Annotated in this window: 18 protein-coding genes; 9 read left to right on the top strand and 9 right to left on the bottom strand. The window is 43.4% G+C overall.

Annotated elements, in window-relative coordinates; translation table 11 throughout:
* Window positions 1-55: 55 nt before the first annotated feature.
* Both purM and purN read left to right on the top strand, forming a co-directional pair.
* Window positions 56-1,126, top strand: coding sequence for a phosphoribosylformylglycinamidine cyclo-ligase (gene purM, locus HGD77_RS10745; protein ID WP_168730837.1), 1,071 nt, complete (start codon window positions 56-58; stop codon window positions 1,124-1,126).
* Window positions 1,127-1,132: 6 nt separating this feature from the next.
* Complete coding sequence (gene purN, locus HGD77_RS10750; protein ID WP_168730838.1) at window positions 1,133-1,762, top strand: phosphoribosylglycinamide formyltransferase; 630 nt, start codon at window positions 1,133-1,135, stop codon at window positions 1,760-1,762.
* Window positions 1,763-1,827: 65 nt separating this feature from the next.
* Here purN and HGD77_RS10755 read toward each other — a convergent pair whose 3' ends face one another.
* On the bottom strand, window positions 1,828-2,631 hold the full coding sequence (locus HGD77_RS10755; RefSeq protein WP_168730839.1) for an alpha/beta fold hydrolase: 804 nt from the start codon (window positions 2,629-2,631) through the stop codon (window positions 1,828-1,830).
* On the bottom strand, window positions 2,628-3,650 hold the full coding sequence (sppA, locus tag HGD77_RS10760) for a signal peptide peptidase SppA (protein ID WP_168730840.1): 1,023 nt from the start codon (window positions 3,648-3,650) through the stop codon (window positions 2,628-2,630). The genes HGD77_RS10755 and sppA overlap by 4 nt, the downstream gene beginning before the upstream one ends.
* Window positions 3,651-3,775: 125 nt before the next feature.
* On the opposite strand from sppA, the gene HGD77_RS10765 reads away from it, so the two are divergent.
* Window positions 3,776-4,750, top strand: coding sequence for a lysophospholipid acyltransferase family protein (locus HGD77_RS10765; protein ID WP_004279136.1), 975 nt, complete (start codon window positions 3,776-3,778; stop codon window positions 4,748-4,750).
* Here HGD77_RS10765 and HGD77_RS10770 read toward each other — a convergent pair.
* From HGD77_RS10770 to HGD77_RS10780, 3 genes are all read right to left on the bottom strand, one after another.
* Entirely contained in the window at window positions 4,739-7,201 is a 2,463-nt protein-coding gene (locus tag HGD77_RS10770; RefSeq protein ID WP_168730841.1) for a DNA internalization-related competence protein ComEC/Rec2, read from the bottom strand. The genes HGD77_RS10765 and HGD77_RS10770 overlap by 12 nt on opposite strands.
* Before the next feature lie 86 nt (window positions 7,202-7,287).
* Window positions 7,288-7,971: a lipoprotein-releasing ABC transporter ATP-binding protein LolD gene (gene lolD / locus HGD77_RS10775; protein WP_114540849.1), complete on the bottom strand. Its 684-nt coding sequence runs from the start codon at window positions 7,969-7,971 to the stop codon at window positions 7,288-7,290.
* On the bottom strand, window positions 7,964-9,199 hold the full coding sequence (locus HGD77_RS10780; RefSeq protein WP_004645695.1) for a lipoprotein-releasing ABC transporter permease subunit: 1,236 nt from the start codon (window positions 9,197-9,199) through the stop codon (window positions 7,964-7,966). Before HGD77_RS10780 ends, lolD begins: the two co-directional genes overlap by 8 nt.
* Before the next feature lie 26 nt (window positions 9,200-9,225).
* On the opposite strand from HGD77_RS10780, the gene HGD77_RS10785 reads away from it, so the two are divergent.
* Window positions 9,226-9,789, top strand: coding sequence for a PilZ domain-containing protein (locus HGD77_RS10785; RefSeq protein ID WP_004279140.1), 564 nt, complete (start codon window positions 9,226-9,228; stop codon window positions 9,787-9,789).
* A gap of 9 nt (window positions 9,790-9,798) precedes the next feature.
* On the opposite strand, the gene HGD77_RS10790 is transcribed toward HGD77_RS10785, so the two are convergent.
* Window positions 9,799-10,713, bottom strand: a complete 915-nt coding sequence (locus HGD77_RS10790) for a DMT family transporter (protein ID WP_004645697.1) — start codon at window positions 10,711-10,713, stop codon at window positions 9,799-9,801.
* Window positions 10,714-10,734: 21 nt separating this feature from the next.
* Complete coding sequence (locus HGD77_RS10795) at window positions 10,735-11,220, bottom strand: YaiI/YqxD family protein (protein ID WP_171260766.1); 486 nt, start codon at window positions 11,218-11,220, stop codon at window positions 10,735-10,737.
* Between the two features lie 250 nt (window positions 11,221-11,470).
* Here HGD77_RS10795 and HGD77_RS10800 point away from each other — a divergent pair, with 250 nt between their 5' ends.
* Window positions 11,471-12,403, top strand: a complete 933-nt coding sequence (locus tag HGD77_RS10800) for a hypothetical protein (RefSeq protein ID WP_005247636.1) — start codon at window positions 11,471-11,473, stop codon at window positions 12,401-12,403.
* A gap of 581 nt (window positions 12,404-12,984) precedes the next feature.
* Here HGD77_RS10800 and serC read toward each other — a convergent pair.
* Entirely contained in the window at window positions 12,985-14,064 is a 1,080-nt protein-coding gene (gene serC / locus HGD77_RS10805) for a 3-phosphoserine/phosphohydroxythreonine transaminase (RefSeq protein ID WP_168730842.1), read from the bottom strand.
* Window positions 14,065-14,424: 360 nt separating this feature from the next.
* Between serC and HGD77_RS10810 the strand changes: the two genes are divergently transcribed.
* The 4 genes from HGD77_RS10810 to HGD77_RS10825 are packed head-to-tail and all read left to right on the top strand — an operon-like array spanning window position 14,425 to window position 19,254.
* Window positions 14,425-15,885, top strand: a complete 1,461-nt coding sequence (locus HGD77_RS10810; RefSeq protein WP_168730843.1) for a TolC family protein — start codon at window positions 14,425-14,427, stop codon at window positions 15,883-15,885.
* Window positions 15,886-15,896: 11 nt separating this feature from the next.
* Window positions 15,897-17,027, top strand: a complete 1,131-nt coding sequence (locus tag HGD77_RS10815; RefSeq protein ID WP_168386969.1) for an HlyD family secretion protein — start codon at window positions 15,897-15,899, stop codon at window positions 17,025-17,027.
* Window positions 17,027-18,157, top strand: a complete 1,131-nt coding sequence (locus tag HGD77_RS10820) for an ABC transporter permease (protein ID WP_168386970.1) — start codon at window positions 17,027-17,029, stop codon at window positions 18,155-18,157. Before HGD77_RS10815 ends, HGD77_RS10820 begins: the two co-directional genes overlap by 1 nt.
* Window positions 18,154-19,254, top strand: coding sequence for an ABC transporter permease (locus tag HGD77_RS10825; RefSeq protein WP_168386971.1), 1,101 nt, complete (start codon window positions 18,154-18,156; stop codon window positions 19,252-19,254). The genes HGD77_RS10820 and HGD77_RS10825 overlap by 4 nt, the downstream gene beginning before the upstream one ends.
* Before the next feature lie 27 nt (window positions 19,255-19,281).
* Here the strand turns inward: HGD77_RS10825 and HGD77_RS10830 are convergent, their stop codons facing one another.
* Window positions 19,282-19,707 carry a hypothetical protein gene (locus HGD77_RS10830; RefSeq protein ID WP_004280487.1) on the bottom strand — a complete coding sequence of 142 codons (426 nt, stop codon included), beginning with the start codon at window positions 19,705-19,707 and terminating at the stop codon, window positions 19,282-19,284.
* Window positions 19,708-19,774 lie beyond the last annotated feature (67 nt).

Raw genomic sequence — 19,774 nt, forward strand, 5'->3', positions numbered from 1 at the left:
TAAGAGTTTTACATATTCAGGTTATAATCGCACCCGCGAATGCGGAGACTTCATTATGAGCAACTCAACTTCTACCCCAAACACTGGTTTAAGCTACAAAGATGCAGGTGTCGACATTGAGGCGGGCGACGCGTTAGTCGATCGTATCAAATCTGTCGCTAAGCGTACCTCACGTCCCGAAGTTATGGGCGGTCTAGGTGGCTTTGGTGCACTTTGTAAAATTCCTAAAGGTTATGAAGAACCTGTTCTCGTATCTGGCACAGATGGTGTTGGTACAAAATTACGTCTGGCACTGAATTTGAACCGTCATGACACAATTGGTCAAGACCTGGTTGCAATGTGCGTGAATGACCTTCTTGTCTGTGGTGCTGAGCCACTGTTCTTCCTTGATTATTATGCAACTGGTCACTTAAATGTTGATGTTGCTGCAAATGTAGTCACTGGTATTGGCGCTGGTTGTGAACTTGCTGGCTGTGCATTAGTTGGCGGTGAAACTGCTGAAATGCCAGGCATGTATGAAGGCGAAGATTACGATCTTGCAGGTTTCTGTGTCGGTGTTGTTGAGCAAAGCAAAATTATTGATGGCTCTAAAGTCAAAGCGGGTGACGTTTTAATTGGTGTAGCTTCTTCAGGTGCGCACTCAAACGGCTACTCACTGCTTCGTAAAATCCTGGACGTGAAAAACGTTGACCTGAATCAAATCGTGGATGGTCGCCCACTTGCAGATGCTGCAATGGAACCAACACGTATTTATGTCAAATCAATTCTTGAACTGTTAAAACACGTTGATGTCCATGCGATGGCACACATCACTGGTGGTGGTTTACCAGGTAACTTACCTCGCGTACTTCCAAACGGTGCTCAAGCGCTTGTGAATGAATCTTCTTGGGAATGGCCTGAACTATTCAAGCTTCTACAACGTGAAGGCGGTGTAGAACAGTTTGAAATGTATCGTACTTTCAACTGTGGCGTCGGTATGGTGCTGGTTGTTGATGCAGCTGATGCAGACAAAACCGTTGAATTACTCAACAAGCTCGGCGAAAAAGCATGGGCAATGGGTCAGATTCAAGAGAATGCTGAATCGGTTGCAGGTGCAGACGAAAAAATTCGTGTGATCTTCGCGTAATTTCGCATGATTAAAATTGCTGTACTTGTTTCAGGTAGCGGATCAAATCTGCAAGCCTTGATGGATGCCAATCTTTCCGGGCAAATTGTAGGGGTGATTTCCAACAAACCTGAAGCCTTTGCTTTAACGCGTGCACAGCAGGCAGGCATTCAGACTGCAGTTATTGAACACAAGCAATATCCGAATCGTGAAGCTTTTGATGATGTGATGCATCAACAGTTACTCGATTGGGATGTAGATCTGGTGGTGCTTGCCGGCTTTATGCGAATTTTAAGTGAAAAATTTGTGAAAGCCTGGGAAGGTAAAATGTTGAATATTCACCCTTCTCTGTTACCTCATTATAAAGGCATGCATACGCATCAGCGTGTACTCAATACCGGTGATGTTCTGCACGGTTGTACGGTGCATTATGTCACGGCTGAACTGGATGCAGGCCAAGCGCTTGCGCAAGGTGTTCTCAAGGTTTCTCATCACGATACGGTAGAAAGTTTGGCAACACGTGTGCATAGCCTCGAGCATGTGATCTATCCACAAGTCGTAGAATGGATTTGTAGCGGAACGATTCAACATACTAAAGATGGTGTGTTATATCGAAATGAGAAAATGCAAGCGCCTGTTCAATTCTGCAAGTTTTAAAAAAAATTTAGATATAAAAAACGCATCCTAGGATGCGTTTTTTTATTTCCAATATATTCAATGACTCAGGCAGACTGTTGCTGAATCAATTGTTTGAGCAAGCTCGCGACTTGATCGGGTTGTTCCAATGGGAACATATGCCCGCCATCGACTACGGTAAAAGGAATACCAAACTTCTTTTGCACTTGCTGCGGGAACTTGCGGGCCAGAAATGGACCTTTCTCGGCAACGACCAGATGCACAGGAATTTTTGGTTTCGCCTGAGGCAACCACCAGAGTGACGGATTGGTTCTAAAGACTGCGACCTCATCCCTTTTAGGGATAGTAAGTTCTACTCCACCCCGGATGGGATCATCCTGTAAGGCATAATCAATATACGCCTGGAAGCAATCTGCATCAAAATCCTGATAAAAACCTTTAGGGCGCAGCAATTCAGCGGCTTGTTCCCGTGAATCCCAATGGTCGCGACGGCGTTTCGACAAACCTGCCGGAGACATCTTGTCCAAAGCTTTTAAGCGCAAAGTCTTGGCAATATGTAAGGCAAAGGCTTCTTTACCCATAATCATCGGCGGGTCCAGCATGATCATTTGCGAAAACAGCTCTGGGCGCTGCAAAGCCGCCTGCAGAGTTAACACAGATCCCAAAGAATGCCCCAGACCAATGACAGGTCGCCCATGTGACTGGCGCACAATACTATCAATCACTTGCTGGGTCAGGCTTTTCCAGTGGTTATCAACCGGATAACGTTTATCCGGCCCCAAAAGCGGCACATAGATAATATCGTAATCATCTTGCAATCCATCAAACAGCTTTTGATAGACTTTGGATGGCACGCCATTGGCGTGCGCGAAATGAATCAATGGTTTCATTGCAGTGTTGTACTATTTTCTGACTGAAGCTTTTGTGCAACCGAAGAAGCAATTCCATCCCCAATCGATGAACCCATACGACCCAAGACGGATTCAAATGGACTATATTCAATGGTGTAATTCAACGCTTTTTCAGTTTTAAGTTCACGTTTTAAAGTATTTAAACTGCCAATACGGTCTGCGATACCTAATTTCACCGCCTGATCACCGGTCCAGAACAAGCCAGAGAAAATGGCAGGGTCATTGGATTTCAACTTAGCCCCACGCCCCTGTTTCACTGCATTAATAAAGTGACCATGGACATTATCCAGCACGCCCTGTACATGAGCTTTTTGCGCAGGATCAACTGGCTGAGTCATCGACAGTAAAGCTTTATTTTCACCTGAAGTCATGGTGCGATCTTCAACGCCTAACTTTTGCAGCAGATTATTCACACCATAATTCGGCATGATCACCCCAATTGAACCGACCAGACTCGATGGATTGACAATAATTTCATCCGCAGCAGAGGCAATATAATAGGCCCCTGAAGCACCGGTATCACCAATTACCGCATACAGTTTTTTCCCAGGATGCTGTTTTTTCAGATACTGAATTTCCTGCCAGATTTCATCAGACTGTACCGGTGAACCGCCAGGTGAGTTAATATTCAGCACCACCGCTTTACTTTGTTTATTTTCAAAGGCTTTTTTCAATGATTTGATGGTATTGCTACTGTTGACACTCTGTTTGTCAGCTGCAATCGTACCCACAATGTCCACGACTGCGATATGCGAACCCGCAGCAGCGCTAGCATCTGAAGAAACTGAACTACAGCTTTTGCCTAATGCCAAAATGACAACAAGCAGATAAGCAAAAGTCAGAAATTTAAAGAAAATTCCCCAACGGCGTGCACGGCGCTGTTCTTCTACCGAAGCTAAAACTGCTTTTTCAAGCAATTTCCATTCCGGACCAGTCGGTTGAACTGGCTGTTGCGTATTTTGTATTTGATTTTCAGGTTTTGGTGGCCAATCGGACATAAATAATCCAATAAATTGATTTATATTGAATCCATTATATACACTGAATCGGGTAATTCTGTCTAAACAAAACGTTTTCGCCTATAATAAATTTTGTTCTCTTTTTTTGTACTTAGACGAAATCAATGACGAAACAGGGCTCACGGAATTCAGCTTACGGATTACTCAAATACATTAGCCGCCAACCGCTTCCGGTTTCTCGCTGGATGGCCCGTATTCTGGCCTTTATTGTGAACAGTTTTAAAGTCACTAAAACTTCGGAAGTCATTCGTCTCAACCTTGAAATCAGTCTTTCAGAACTGTCTAATCAGGAACGTGAACAGATTAACCGTGCTGCGGTTCGCAATGAATTAATGTCATATTTCGAGTTCTTTACTATTTGGGGCTCAAGCAATCAGAAAAATCTTAAACGCGTTCATCGCGTTATTGGCGAAGATCTACTTCATGATGCCATTGCACAAAATAAAGGCCTCGTGTTAATCGTGCCGCATTTTGGTACCTGGGAAATTATGAATGCCTATATTGCCCAGTTCACCTCAATGACCATTATGTACAAACCTGTGAAAAATCAGGCTGCAGATCAATTTGTACGGGCCGCCCGTAGTCGTGAACAGGCGCATCTGGTGCCGACCGATGAATCTGGCGTCCGTCAGATTTTTAAAGCCTTAAAACAAGGTGGCACTACGGTCATCCTTCCGGATCATACCCCGAATATCGGTGGTGAATATATTCCCTATTTCGGCGTGCCTTTGGCCACCAGTAATTTAAGTGCCAAGCTGATTCAAAAGACCAAAGCGCGTGCCCTGTTTTTATATGCTCTACGTAATACTGAAGATGGATTCGATATTTTTATCGAAGCAGTTGATGAAAAAATTTATAATGGCAATGCCAATCAAGGCACACAAGTCATTATCAATAGTATTGAAAATTTAATTCGTCGCCATCCGGAACATTATCATTGGAGTTATAAACGCTTTAATGCGCATCAAGACTTGGGAAATCTCTACAAACTTGAGCATGAACAAGCTTTGGGCAAAGTAAATGCATTAAGAACTCAAGAACTACATAAAGTTTCGCCCATATTGGAATCAGTCACTTAAGGGCTGACGATACAACCACTGCCATTCATGTCGTTCGGCAGAAAGCACCAGTTTTGAGCCTTGTTGCTGGAAGTGCACACTCCCCTGTTCTGCTGTGGTCAATAAGGGAATATTAAGTGCTTTCAACCGTTGCTGGGTCAGTTGGCTCGGGTGGCCATAACGGTTAAATTTCCCAGCCGAGGCAATCGTCAATTTAGGCCGCAAAACTTCTAAAAATTGATAGGCTGAACTGTGCTGACTGCCATGATGCCCGAGTATCAGCACATCGACCTGAAGTTCGGGATAGTCTTGGAGCAGCTGATATTCAGTTTCCCAACCCGCATCCCCCATCAGTAAAAAGTTTTGATACGGTCCGGCATTTTTAACTTGCAGATATATCACACAAGAGCGGTCGTTTTTATTGAAGTTTGGCGTATTTAACTGCTGCTGCCGAGGTGCCAGAATTTTAAAGTTAATCGTCTCAGACCATTGCCATTGCTGTCCTGCATAACAAAACTGAAAACTTGAAGAAGCAGCTGTTTCAGGCATCTGATTGGATGACACTTGTCGGATGTTTAGTTGATCTTTAATGCTGTGATATGCACCGCTATGGTCCTGATCCAGATGGGTCAAAATCAGTTGATCCAGTTCTCCAACACCTTGCACAGACAAAAATGGCATAATCACTTGCCGACCAATACTGAATTTTTCTTCATTATAATAACCGCCCATATCGATCATCATGCTCTTTTGCCCTTCCCGAATGAAGATGGCCTGTCCCTGCCCGACATCCAGAACAGACAGCTGAAATGCATGCTGATTAAGTTGAGGAATGCACAGTGGTAAACAGGCAAGTGCTGTCCAGCTTTTGGGCACTAAGCCACGCGGCAAAAAGACAATTAATAAGCCCAAAATACATAGAGCAATCATCCAGAAATTCATGGCCACAGGAATCAGTTGCGGTGCAAACAGCCGATCAAGCAGATTCAAAAATGCCAGCAGTATATGAATAAAAATATCATTGAGCTGAAACAGCAGACTCGAAAGTGGTTCAGAAATGAAAAATAATAAAGCCGCCAGAATATCTACGGGAACTATCAGCAGGCCAATCCACGGGATAGCCACCAGGTTGCTTAGCGGGGTAATCCAAGCCACCTGCTTAAAAAACAACATCATTAAGGGAAACAGGGCCAGAAAAATTTTCCACTGCGACTCCACTAAAACTTTCATTGCAAAATACAGCCATTGTAATGCTGTTTGTATTGTTTGATGCGGTTGCTGCTGAATGGTTTGATAGATTCGCAGCAAGACAAAACAGGCTCCATAAGACAGCCAGAATGCGGCCGATAAAATACTAAAAGAGTCAAATAACAACAATAAGGCAGCACTTAAAATCAACAGTTTTAATGGCTGCACACTTTGCCTGAGCAACAGCGTAAAAGTCACAATCACACAAATCAGTAAAGTGCGTAACGCCGGAATTTCAAAACCGACGAAGGCACAATACAGCAGTACACATAATAAAAAAGGCAGACTCAAAAAATACTGCCTTGGCCATTTCAGATAAATCTGCGGTGTGTACCTTGAAATCAGATATTGCAACGTACCACAGACAATAAAGGCAAAGATCAGGACATGCGGTCCGGAAATCGCCAGTAAATGACTCATGCCAAAACGCTGGAATTTCTGCTCAGTTGCTTGATCCAAAAAACTTTCATCACCGCTTAATAAAGCCAGTAACAAGCCTTTCTGCTGTACCGGCTGTCTGGCCACAAACTCTCTTAAAGCCAGTCGCTGTTGCTCTACCCAAAGCAAAAATCGCTGATCCAACTTTTGTTGCTGGCGTAGATATTTGCCATGACCTAGTGCATAGAGTTGTTGCGGTTGCAACTCCTGAATGCTTTTGATCCGGAAACCGGCCATAACATTTTGCTGCAATGCCCACTTTTCTGCATCAAAAGCACCCGGTGTGGCATAACTATGGTTAGGTCGAATCTGGCCTTGTAATAAATAATAGTGTTCCAGTTCAAGAGTCTGCTGTTTGGTTTCATCATTTACTAAACTGGATGTGACAGGATCTGAAACTGGCAGAAAACCCATCCATTTGACTGTAGTGCCATCAGGGTTAAGCACATGCAGGGCTTGCTGGATATTCTGATCGCCCAGTTTATTCAGCTCTTTGATATAGACCACGATTTCTTTTTCAGAGACCTCGTGCTCTCGTTTGGATAAACGTTCAGCCAATTGCAGATTGGCATAAGCATGACCTAAAAATAGTCCCAAAAGCAGGCTTGATCCAGTGATCAACAAGCTTCGCAGTGGTGTATTCAAGATGAGCTTTAATTTATGGCAACACAGATACCACAACAGCGCAACGATCAAAACTGCCGTTCCGCTCAGTTGAACAGACAGGAAACTTTTCCCCATACACGCAAGGCCTAAAATCCAGCCAATACATAGCCACTGCAACATTGAATCTTATTCTGTCTTGTTATTATTTTGCCCAATAATAAAGCCCACCGGAGTGAGCTTCAATCAAATGCGAATATTCTCGTTATTTATGGTTCAATCCAGAGACCATCCTGCATATGTAAAATCCGATCTGCTGCATGGGCTAGCTGTTCATCATGCGTCACAATCAGCATCGCCATATTGAACTCACGTTGCAATTCGGTCAGCAGTTCAAAAATCTTTGCTGCAGTCTTGCGGTCTAGATTTCCGGTCGGTTCATCGGCCATCATCAGTTTAGGTTTACCGACCACTGCACGCGCCAAAGCTACACGCTGACGCTCACCTCCGGATAATTCACCCGGCTTGTGAGTCAGACGATGCGAAAGACCAACACGTTCCAGCAAATATTCGGCCTGCTGTTTGGCTTCCTTAAACTTCATGTTGTCGCGTAACATCAGCGGCATGGCCACATTTTCCAGTGCCGTAAATTCTGGCAACAGGTGATGAAACTGATAAACAAAGCCCAAATGCTCATTCCGCACATAACCGCGTTCTGCTTCAGACAAGGTATCAAAACGGCGGCCATTCACCATGACCTGACCTGACGTCGGGCGATCCAATCCACCCAAAACATGTAATAAGGTACTTTTGCCTGAACCACTTGAACCTACAATCGAAACAAACTCACCTGCTTTTACCTGTAGCGACAAGCCGCGAATCACATCGACAGTGGCCTTGCCATCGGTAAAGGATTTGTGAATATTCTGGGCATCTAAAATCAGATTATTCATAACGCAAAGCCTCTGCCGGTTGAATTTTTGCTGCACGTAAAGCCGGATAAATTGTCGCGACAAAACTGAGTGCCAGTGACAAGCCTACAATCACCAAGACATCCTGCCAGCGCAGATACGAAGGTAAGTAGTTAATAAAATAGGCATCAAACATATTCAGGCCTAAAGTATTGTTGAGCCAGCCAATAAAGCTACTGATACTGGTTGCCGCAATAATCCCGAGGATGGCCCCTGCACAAGTTCCAATCACCCCAATCACGGTACCTTGCACCATAAAGATTTTGGTAATGGTGGCAGGTGAAGCCCCCAAAGTCCTTAAAATGGCAATGTCCGATTTTTTATCCGTCACCACCATCACCAGTGAAGACACAATATTAAATGCCGCGACTAGAACGATCAGGAATAAAAGCAGGCTGACCATGGCTTTTTCCATCTGAATCGCGCTGAACAGATTACCATGGGTATAAGTCCAGTCCGAAGCATAGAAATTCCCCGGCAAATCACGCACAATTTCCTGAGACACTTGTGGTGCCAGGAAAATATCATCCAGCTTCATACGCACACCCTGCGCACCATCCGGTAGACGCAGCAAGGTCGAGGCATCATTTAAAGCGATATAACCCATCATCGAGTCAACTTCAGCACCAATACTGAAGATTCCCACCACTTTAAAACGCTTGAAACGCGGGACGACACCAGCTGGTGATGGGGTGGCTTCTGGCAAAACCAGAGTAATATTGTCATTTAAACCCACACCCATGGCATCGGTCATTTGCTTGCCCAAAACAATACCAAATTCACCTTTTTTCAGGCTGTCGATACTGCCCTCAACCATATGGTTTTGTATAATTGAAACTTTTTTCTCATACTCGGGTTCAATCCCGCTGACCATAATGCCGGCGACCTGACCCTGTGCGGTCAGCATGCCTTGTAATTGAGTAAAAGGTGCGACTCCCTGAACATGCTCATGCCCTTCAATTTGCTTTGCAAGTTCTGGCCAATTTGTTAAAATTTGTGTTGAGGAAACAGTCGCTTGAGGTATCATTCCTAAGACACGATTCTTTAACTCTCGGTCAAAACCATTCATCACAGACAACACTGTAATGAGGACTGCCACACCGAGTGTGAGGCCGATCATTGAGACCAACGCGATAAAAGAAATGAAGTGGTTACTACGCCGTGCGCGAGTATATTTCAACCCTATATACAGCGAGATTGGTTTGAACATAACCATCTAGTCCGAGGTAATAAATTATGGAAAATGTACAGCATCCAAACGGATTTACGGAAAGACGCGTCATGTCTCGAATCGATGCTGCCTTACGAATTAATTATCAGATTATTTCCGATGATGTTGCCTTGAATGATCCTTACGATCCTAACTTCGTCTTGCCCCGCTATTTTCTACTACTTGCAGAACTAGATCAATTTGATCATGCGGTTAACTACGAATTAGAACAATTATCTGAAAAAGATCAACAAATTGCTCGAATCTTATCCTTATTTAATCAAAAGTTAAACCTTATTACCGGTTCTTTGTATGACGCAATTGTACAAAGCATGTTACCTGTACCAGAGCAAGTGAACTTTTCAGAAACCGGTTTTAGTTTCTTTAATGAGCGCCCTATCGCTGAAGGCACCTATCTGCACGTGACTTTGAGTCATCCGGAAAATTTCTTCCATATTGCAGCAACCGCTCAGGTGGCCTACAGTCGCGAAGAAGAAAATGGCAAATATCGGACTGGTGCATATTTTATTACCATGCATCCCCAAGACCGTGTCAAACTGGGTGAATGCGTCAAGGCTCACTTTGTTTAAATTACTGCTTTAGTCAGTGCTGCTGGGTGATGAAAGGCGAGCGTTATAGCTCGCTTTAATTTCTCTGGAAAAATATAACAACAAACCAGCCAGTAAGATAACGACGCCAAAGACTGCTCCACCCGATAATTTTTCATCATTCAGAATCACCCCGACAAATAAGGCCAGCATCGGCGTCAATACGGTGGTCAATGACAAAGTGGTCGCCTTGATTTTCTGCACCAGTTTAAAATAACAGAACATCGCAATCAGGGAAGCCATGATTACAGCATAACTGAGTCCAATTAGCGATTTTGCCTGTGGGATCTGGGTTGGTGCAAATTGCCAGATAAATGGCAACATGGTACAGGCCATGACCGCTGAAACAGCAATAGAACCGGCCGCTTGTGCCATAGGTTCGAGAGGTGCATTAACTTTTTTCACCCAGAACATCGAAACACAGTAAATAAAAACACTGAGCAACATCAGGCCTATGCCAATCGGCTGAATATGCTGATCTTTGCCACCGACACAGATAATGCCCAGACCCAGCAAGGCAATCGCCATACCACCCCACTGCGAAGGATAGAGCTTAAGCTGAAATACAAAACGGCCAATTAAACCGGTAATAATCGGCGCCAGTCCGAACATCAGGGCAATAATGCCTGAACTCAGATAATCCGTGGCCAGATAAGTGAAAATCTGTGAGCCGATAAAACTGCATGCGCCAGCCAGGTAACTGTGCATGGATAATTTATCTAAGGGAAAACGGGTTTTAAATAGCCACAACAAGGCAAATGCAAAAGGCAAAGCCAAAAAGAAACGCAATGCCAAAGCCCAGAGCGGATGCAAATCCGTCACACTCCAGACAATAGCTAGCGGTGTCGTCGCCCAGATAAAAACCAATAAAAGATAGGTGGCAATCATATTGGTTTGTGTGGGCATGCGAGTCACTCTGAATAAGGCTTAAAGCGCGGAAGTTTTACGTTTTTGTTTTTGGATGGTCTGATCGAGTGCGCTGGAAAATTCGCGTTTATCCCGTTCTGAAATCGGTGGCGGACCGCCCGTTTGCACGCCCGCTCCGCGTAAGCTGTCCATAAAATCGCGCAGATGTAAGCGCGCTTTGACATTGGCCGTAGTATAAATTTCACCACGGGGATGAATCGCAATTCCGCCTTTTTCAATCACTTCCGCAGCCAAAGGAATATCTTGGGTCATGACAATATCATGCTCTTTCATGCGCAGAATAATCTCTTTATCCGCAGCATCCGCCCCACTCATCACCTGAATTGAATTAATTCTGATCGAAGGAGTTATTCCAACTGGTTGGTTGGCAACAAAAGTGACTTCTAGCTGATAGCGATCCGAAGCACGAATAATCACATCTCGCAGAATACGGGGCAATGCATCGGCATCGACCCAAAGTTTGAATGGCAACACAGGGCTTCCCATTAAGGTATAAATCATGGTTATTCTAGCAAATTGCAGTGATCAGGTTGATGATTAAATCGCTCCATTTTCATTGCATCTGTCATCAATATTTTAAAAAGTATGTGCCCGGTAAAACTGGCATGATTCACGCGAGAAAAAAAATTGACTTCATTTGACTGGCATTTTAATTTTAAAATTCATTCGATTGACTTGAAAAATCGCAATGACCCTCGATTAACTATAAATACATCATCCAAGATCAATTGTGCATATGAAAAATCAGAATAGCCCAGAGATCATCACCATTGATGATCAAAATTTCGGTAGTCATGTCGAACATTGGACCTTGCTCACCGACAACCCTGGCACAGATGTTCCACAGTGGTTAGGCAAAGCTCTTGATGAACCAATCATGCCGATGGGCCTTTGTACACAAGAATGTGATATGGATGCAGAGACCTGGCTGATTCAGGGACCGAGCAAAGCTGCGGTACAGTTGAGTCAAGTGATTGCCGTCGAAAACAACAAACCTCAAGCAGTAAAAACTGCATTTCCGTGCTTTGACAGTCCTTATCAGGTGAAAGCCACGATTGACCGGATTATTAGCTGTAAATCCAATACTCAGGCTGTATTGCGCCTGAATCTGGGTGCTAATAATATTATTTACGCTTTCGATAACCTGTATAGCGTCAATCATCCGCATTATGAAAAAGACCAGTCCTATGTGGTGAATCTGAATGGCTGGGCCTATGAACTTGAAGCGGTCGCAGATCATGAGCATCTGGTGGTTGATGATCCGGCTTCGATCAAGCACCACCGTGCCTTGAATGATATTCTGGCTGCCAATAATGGTGTAGCACCGGATAATTTGCAGGAACAGATTGATGCCTGGCAGCCGCAGTGCGAAGAAGATAAAGAACCTGTAACCGTAGATTTTTCTAAAATGGTGGCTTATCTATACGGCGAAACCATGGGTCAGGAAGATGAAGCCTGGTTCCAGGGCAATATTGTCGGTAAAACGACTATGCAGTTTATGGGTCAGGACTATACCCTGTATGATGTCACCCTCATTCATGATGAAGGCCAGCCTGCGACCTTGATCCGGATTGCAACGCGGAATGACCAGTACAGAGACTTTCAGATTGGCCAGTATATTCGTGGCAACTTGTGGATTCAGGCCAATATTTATAGAAAAGCGGCCTAAGTTCAAACAGAAAAAGAAGATATTCATTTTGATGGGTATCTTCTTTTAATCCATCTATATCCTTATTTGTCATTTTAATTTTTGATTATTTTTTATACATATTTTCTGGCTTAATAATCTATTTAAATTCATTAAAAACCGAGTTATCCACATTTTTAAATTCAAATAAATTCATTTTAAATATTTAAAATAACCCTAAAAACCTTGTAAAAATAAGCGATTGATTTCTCATATAAATAATCTGATGTCGTGCAAATCTGATATTTAAATAAAATGAAAATTTATGCTCTTTAATTAAAAATGTACTTTATTTAATCAATTTTTTATGATAAAAATACTCACAACAAATTAGTATTAACGATAAATAGATCGGACAATAAATATCTATGAAAATCGTGCAAGAAGAAACATTACAACAGGTCGAGCATCATCTTAGCTCCCGCTATAATATTGATATGATGTCATGCCTTTTTTTCATGTTGGGGATGCTGATCTGCGGATTCATCCTGCATACTTTTATTTTCTAAAATTATTGAATGCATAAAAAACCCAGCCTGTGCTGGGTTTTTTCGTTTCAGGAATTAACCATTGCGTTTGGCAAAGTCATCCATAAAGTTCACCAATGCCTGCACACCCTCTAAAGGCACGGCATTATAAATACTTGCGCGCATACCGCCAACCGAACGGTGACCAGCAAGATTCAATAAATGCTGCGCTTCGGCTTCTTTCAGGAACTGTTTCTCAAGATCTGCATTGGCCAAGGTAAATGGTACGTTCATGATCGAACGGTTTGCTTTTGCGATTGGATTCGCATAAAAATCGCTTTGATCGATATAACCATAAAGCAGGTTGGCTTTCTCAAGGTTCACTTTGTGCATGGCATCTACACCGCCATTTTCCAGCAACCACTCGAATACCAGACCAGATAAATACCATGCATAGGTTGATGGTGTGTTGACCATTGAGCCATTTTTCGCTTGATCTGAATATTTCAAGATGCTTGGAATTTCAGGTTTAGCTTGATCGAGTAAATCTTCACGAATGATCACCAGCGTTAAACCTGCAGGCCCGATATTCTTTTGCGCACCCGCATAGATCAAACCAAATTTAGAGACATCTAATGGTGCAGATAAAATGCTAGATGAATAGTCGCAAACTAATGGCTTGTCTGTTTCAGGAATTGAAGCAAATTGCAGACCGCCAATGGTTTCATTATCCGCATAATGTACATAAGCTGCATCCGCAGACAGGTTCCATTCGCTTTGTGCACTGATCGCATATTTGCCATCAATTTGGATACCCGCTTTTACAACGTTGATATCGCCATAACGTTGCGCTTCTTTCAAGGCTTTTTCAGACCAGATACCGGTATCGATATAGTCTGCTTTGTTGTTTTTGCCAAGCAGGTTCAATGGAATTGCCGAGAACTGTAGTGATGCCCCACCCTGCAAGAACAATACTTTGTAGTTCTCAGGAATATTCATGAGTTTGCGCAAGTCTGCTTCCGCTTTTTCAGCCATGGCAACATAGTCGGCACTACGGTGGCTCATTTCCATGATCGAAAGACCTTTGCCATGCCAGTCGAGCATTTCAGCTTGAGCTTTTTCAAGTACGGCAGTCGGTAATGCAGCAGGACCAGCACAGAAGTTGTACGCGCGCATGATTTTTCCTTTCAGAGTGAAACACAATCAAATGATGGCATTTAACCATATCTGGCAGGGTCTTGCACAAAATTATTTCAATCTATGAGTCAAGATAGAGTCAAAAAATCAATGTAGATTCACAAGATAAATTGACCAGTATTTTAGCCTACTGTTTTTATCATCTTTGAACTAACAATTGAAAATATTCAAGATTAAGCCATTTTTTGATTCTAGATATTCCATTAAAAACAGCCGATAAGTATTTGAAATACAGATGTAAAAGAAACAATACTATAACTTTACACTAGTTCTATCTGCGAACCTTTGATTTATACTAGCCGGATAACATCACCGGCTTTAAATCAGTTTAGCGACTTTATGAACTTAAAGAAAAATAAAAGACAGCTTGTCTGGGGTTTAAATCTGCTTGCATCGATGATGTATGGCAGCTTTACTCATGCGCAGAGCATCAGCTTTCAGGACGCTGAACGTCAGTTGTTGCAAAATTCTTATAGCAGCCAAGCCTATCAAAGTCTGGAACAGGCCTCAAAACTTGAAGCTGAAGCAGTAAAAGGCGTAGGTCTGCCGCGTGTCGATCTGAATGTTCGTGCGTATGCCTTTCATAATGAACTCGATCTGCCTTTAGGTGCATTAAAAAATAATTTAGAGCAATCTCTAACGGATGGTGTAAATAATAGAATTGATGAACTGAACTTAGGTGATCTGGCTGACCCACTAAAAAATAGTTTAAGACAACCTATTCAAAATGGAGTTGGCTTAATTCCTGATAGTTCGAATGTCGTGCTGGATGATCAGGTGATTCGCCCGACGGTTTCAGTCATGATGCCGCTTTATACCGGTGGACTGACAAGTAGCGCTAAAGAAATCGCCAATATTCAGGTCGGTCGCAGTCAGCTCAGCAACAAACAGCAGCAAGATACGCAGCGTTTTGAACTGATTCAAAGTTATTTTAATGTACAGCTCCAAAAGCAACTGCATGCAGCTGCGCTGTTTAATCTGAATGCCATGCAGCAGCATTATCGCAATGCCTTAAAGATGGAACAGCAAGGTTTTATCAGTAAAGGCCAGCGCATGCAGTTTGAAGTGGCACGCAATAATGCCGAGCGCAGCCAGCAAAATACGCAGGCCAATTTGAATGCTGCCCTGTTCCAGCTGAATAATCTGCTTCAGGAAAGTAGCATCACCGAACTTTCGACGCCTTTATTTGTCAATAAAACCGAGCCACAGGCCTTAAATCATCTGCTGAAAACCTTTAGTCAGAACTCTGCGCTGATTCAAAAAATGCAGCTGGATACTCAATTAGCTCAAGCCAATGTCAAAGCCCAGCAAGCGGCAAAAAAACCGAATGTTTTTGCTTTTGGCGAATATAGTCTGGATCAAAATGAAAACTGGATTGTCGGGATTGCCGCACGCTATAACCTCTTTTCCGGGATCGATAAAAACAAAAATATTCAGGCTGCCGAACTCAAACGCTCTGCCACAGAACTTCTCACTGCACGCACCCAGCAGGAAATTGAAAATCTGATTTATAAATCTTATAGCGAAGCACTCAGTGCACAGCAAAGTGATGCGCTTCTGGCACAAAACTTGAAAGCCGCACAGGAAAATTTACGCATCCAAGAATTGTCTTTTAAAGAAGATATGGGCACCGCCACACAGGTCATCGATGCACAAAATATGCTGAGCGGATTACGAGCTGAAACTGCCTTGAATGCCTACAAATATGTGATGTCACTGGCCACCCTATTACAAAGCCATGGCTCGATTGCAGAATTTCCGAACTACATCCAACATACCAACACCCACTATATTCGCTAATGGAGCCGAACATGAACGAAGATCAAAAACCCAATGATCCTGTGAATGAAGCGGCTTCATCCAGCGATACAGAAAAATCGCCTGCACAACAGGTAGAAACAAAAACTGAAATAGAAAATAACGCGACGACTTCGACCGAGCATGAACAAGCTCCTGAAATCTCCAAAAAGAAAAAATATTTATTGCTTGCCCTGATTCCAATTCTACTGGCAGTCATCGCTTTTGGATTATGGAAAAGCTACCAACCTGCTCCGCTGGAATTGCAGGGTCGTGTAGAAGCTGAAACGGTTCAGGTAGCGACCAAAGTGCCAAGCCGTATTGAAGAAATTTATGTAGAAGAAGGTCAGCGGGTCAAAAAAGGTGATGTACTGGTGCGCTTAAACAGCCCGGAGATTCAAGCAAAAAAACAGCAAGCCGTAGCGGCTTTACAATCTGCATTGGCTTTACAATCGACTGCTGAACGTGGCTCGCAGGAAGAAAATATCGCTAGCCTGTATGCCAACTGGCAATCGCTGAAAGCACAGCAAAATTTAGCCAAAGTTTCTTATGAGCGTGGTGCAAATTTATTTAAGGAAGGTGTGATTTCACGCCAGCGCCGTGATGAATTGTATGCAGCCAGTCAATCAGCGGCGCAAATGACAGAAGCGGCGTATCAGCAATATGCACGTGCCAAACGTGGCAGCACCTCGCAGCAAAAGAGTTCCGCCGATGCACAGGTAGATATTGCCCAGGCTGCGCTGGATGAAGCCAATGCTTTAGAAACAGAAACCCAATTAGTTGCACCTATAAACGGAACGGTGTCTAAAACCTATGGCAAAGTCTCAGAGCTGGTAGCCACCGCAGTCCCTGTGGTCAGCCTGATTGAAGATCAAATGTGGGTGAGCCTGAATATTCGTGAAGATCAATATGCCCCATTTCAGAAAATGAGCAGTATTGAAGGTTATATTCCCGCCCTAGATAAAACCGCTACTTTTAAAATCAAGCAGATCAGTGCCGAGGGCGAATTTGCCACCATTAAGACCACACGCCAAACCGGTGGTTATGATGTGCGCAGTTTTAAGCTGCATCTTGTGCCCGCACCAGCGATTCCTGAACTGAAAGTTGGGATGAGCGTGTTATTTAAACTGAAAGAGACCCGATAATGTGGACGGGTATATGGCGCGAACTGCGCTATCTGCTCCGCGAAAAATGGGATCTGTGTCTGGTCACGCTGGCACCTGCACTGGTGATTATTTTATTCAGCAGCATGTTTGCTCAAGGGAAACCGGATCATTTACCGATTGCGATTATTGATCAAGACCAGAGTGCGCTGAGTCAAAGCATTTATCAGCATGTGGCGCTGAATCATACTCTTAAAATTGCTACGGTGTCGGAACAAACAGCTGAGATTGAGCGCCTGCTAAATCAAAATAAAATTTGGGGTTATATCCATATTCCAAGCGGTGCCGAGCAACGTCTGGTTCGTGCTCAGGATGCTGACATCAGTATTGCCTTTAACCAGAGTTATTTCAGTATCGGAAATACCATTTCCTCTGCCATGCTGGTCAGTACCCTTCAAGCACTGGCTGAATTTAGTGGACAACAATATTTGGGCAACCGGTTGCCTTCTCTCGAAGCACCGTCACCGCATATCAAAATATCGCCGCTGTATAATCCGCAGCTGAATTATGAATTCTATCTGGAGCCCTATGTCATTCCGGCAATTCTGCATTTACTACTGTGTTGTTGTGTGGCATTTTCCGTCGGTCAGGAACTGAAGCGGCAGACCTTAACAAGCTGGATCAGCAACTCATCCATCTGGATGGCATTACTGTCTAAGAACCTGGTCTATGTGGCTATTTTTAGTCTATGGACCTGGATCTGGATGTTCTGGCTGATTGAAATTCGCGGCTGGTTTGTTGCCGGCTCGCTCGCTCTGATTCTATCGGCACAATTTCTGCTATATAGCGCTTATGCATTTTTAAGCAGTGCAGTGGTTCTGGCAACCAAAGATTTAAGTAAATCTTTTGGCATCATTGCGGTCTATGGTGGTTCATCTTTAAGTTTTGCCGGTGTGACTTTACCTTTAAATAATGCGCCCCTATTCACCCAGTTTTGGTCCAATATTATTCCGTTTACGCCCTATGCCAAATTACAAACTGAACAATGGGTGATTGGCAGTCCAATGTATATTTCACTGCAAGCTGGATTAATGCTGCTGATCTATGCCCTAGTCTACGCTCTGCTGGCTTATCTGTTTCTTAAAAAAATCGCCAAAGGAGCAACACCATGAAATCCCTTTGGTTTTACTATCTACAAAGCTTTAAAGATATCGTCAGTCACGGCACGATCTTTACCACGCTGATTCTATCCGTCTTGTTTTACAGCTTTTTTTATCCAACCGCTTATCAGGCACAGCAGGCTGAAGCCTTACCGATTATTATTGTCGATGAAGAACAAAGTAGCTTAAGCACCCGTATTATTGGTCAGGTGGCACAAAGCCCCAATGTCGAAATTCAGGCGATTACCGGAAATTTTGCCGAAGCCAAACAATGGGTGGAGTCACAAAAAGCCGATGGCATTTTACTGCTGCCGGACAATTTATCGCAAAGCTTAAGGCATGGTGAAACAGGTGGCATTGGACTGTATTTAAGTACAGCCAACTTTTTAGTGACCAAACAAATTGGTCTGGGCTTAGCCACATCGGTTGAGCAAACTTTAGCAGACTATACTGAACGCTTTGGTGAGGTCTCGGATTTTTCACCGGCCCTTTCTGTGCATCAAATTCCTTTATTTAATCCGCTGTCCGGCTATGGCAGTTATGTCTTTCCTGCGGTTGCACCCTTAATTATCCACCAAACCATTCTTTTGGGTTTGAGTATGCTGATTTTGGTATATCGGGAAAGAAAAGTAGAATTAAACACAAATGCATTGATTGGGATGTGTTTAGCGGTCTTTACTATTGGCTGTCTGGGATGTTTCTATTTATTCGGCTTTAGCTTCTGGCTATTTGATTATCCACGTGGTGGCAACCTGTTCGGGATGCTACTGGCTGTTCCGGTTTTTATCTACACGATAATTGGTATGACCTGCCTATTTGCCAGTTTTCTGGATCTGCCAGAACGTGCGGGTCATGTAATTGTATTCACTTCCATTCCACTGTTCTTTTTATCTGGTGCGGCCTGGCCGCATGCTGCAATGCCTATCTGGATGCAAGTCGTTGGCGAAATCCTGCCTTCCACCCAAATTGTGCAGATGTTTATTCAACTCAATCAGATGGGTGTACCTACAGAGCTAGTCTTGCCTAAATTGCTTTATCTCGGAATGATCGGCAGCTTGTGCTTTTTCTTGGCTTATCGACGTTTAATTTCTGGTCATCAAAGCAGATAGAACATTATAGCAATGCGCCTATTCCACTTATTTACTTGATTCGCCAAAGACCTGAATATTGAAATTACGAATCTTGTTGCTACCATTCGGCTTATCAAAACTCACATCATACTGAACCAGATTCTCCGGATAGGCAATTTCATAACTGACCTTATATTGTCCAGGCTGATTGGTTGCTTCTTCAATCTCTTTGGTCATTAAAGTCTTAGACTTGTATTCACCTTGAGGAATTGAACGTGAAAAGCGTTTCATCAGCTTTTCATTATCCTTAAACTGGGTTTGCAACTGCGGTTCTAACTGATCCAGAAATTCCTCATATTTCCCGTCACGCAAATCCTCATAAGCCAGCTGTGCCGCCTTTTCCTGTTCAGGACTCGGATTCGGAATATTGTCCATTGAATTACAGCCAGTCAATGCAACCGCTGCTGCCAACAACATTAATTTGGTTTTCATCGCTTACCCTTATGCAGTCAAGGTTTATAAAAAAGGACGCCGAAGCGCCCTTTTTATCAGTAAAAAA

It is taken from the genome of Acinetobacter sp. NEB149 (assembly GCF_012516415.1).
Taxonomy (GTDB): Bacteria; Pseudomonadota; Gammaproteobacteria; order Pseudomonadales; family Moraxellaceae; genus Acinetobacter; species Acinetobacter lwoffii_V.

Bases quoted from the DNA above. Each gene is read 5' to 3' on its own strand.
- serC (WP_168730842.1), bottom strand. From the start codon at position 14,064: ATGCGCGCGTACAACTTCTGTGCTGGTCCTGCTGCATTACCGACTGCC.
- purN (WP_168730838.1), top strand. From the start codon at position 1,133: ATGATTAAAATTGCTGTACTTGTTTCAGGTAGCGGATCAAATCTGCAA.
- HGD77_RS10820 (WP_168386970.1), top strand. From the start codon at position 17,027: ATGTGGACGGGTATATGGCGCGAACTGCGCTATCTGCTCCGCGAAAAA.
- HGD77_RS10795 (WP_171260766.1), bottom strand. From the start codon at position 11,220: ATGGGAAGCCCTGTGTTGCCATTCAAACTTTGGGTCGATGCCGATGCA.
- HGD77_RS10770 (WP_168730841.1), bottom strand. From the start codon at position 7,201: ATGTTGCAGTGGCTATGTATTGGCTGGATTTTAGGCCTTGCGTGTATG.
- HGD77_RS10815 (WP_168386969.1), top strand. From the start codon at position 15,897: ATGAACGAAGATCAAAAACCCAATGATCCTGTGAATGAAGCGGCTTCA.
- HGD77_RS10830 (WP_004280487.1), bottom strand. From the start codon at position 19,707: ATGAAAACCAAATTAATGTTGTTGGCAGCAGCGGTTGCATTGACTGGC.
- HGD77_RS10810 (WP_168730843.1), top strand. From the start codon at position 14,425: ATGAACTTAAAGAAAAATAAAAGACAGCTTGTCTGGGGTTTAAATCTG.
- lolD (WP_114540849.1), bottom strand. From the start codon at position 7,971: ATGAATAATCTGATTTTAGATGCCCAGAATATTCACAAATCCTTTACC.
- sppA (WP_168730840.1), bottom strand. From the start codon at position 3,650: ATGTCCGATTGGCCACCAAAACCTGAAAATCAAATACAAAATACGCAA.
- HGD77_RS10755 (WP_168730839.1), bottom strand. From the start codon at position 2,631: ATGAAACCATTGATTCATTTCGCGCACGCCAATGGCGTGCCATCCAAA.
- HGD77_RS10825 (WP_168386971.1), top strand. From the start codon at position 18,154: ATGAAATCCCTTTGGTTTTACTATCTACAAAGCTTTAAAGATATCGTC.
- HGD77_RS10790 (WP_004645697.1), bottom strand. From the start codon at position 10,713: ATGCCCACACAAACCAATATGATTGCCACCTATCTTTTATTGGTTTTT.
- HGD77_RS10800 (WP_005247636.1), top strand. From the start codon at position 11,471: ATGAAAAATCAGAATAGCCCAGAGATCATCACCATTGATGATCAAAAT.
- HGD77_RS10785 (WP_004279140.1), top strand. From the start codon at position 9,226: ATGGAAAATGTACAGCATCCAAACGGATTTACGGAAAGACGCGTCATG.
- HGD77_RS10765 (WP_004279136.1), top strand. From the start codon at position 3,776: ATGACGAAACAGGGCTCACGGAATTCAGCTTACGGATTACTCAAATAC.
- HGD77_RS10780 (WP_004645695.1), bottom strand. From the start codon at position 9,199: ATGTTCAAACCAATCTCGCTGTATATAGGGTTGAAATATACTCGCGCA.
- purM (WP_168730837.1), top strand. From the start codon at position 56: ATGAGCAACTCAACTTCTACCCCAAACACTGGTTTAAGCTACAAAGAT.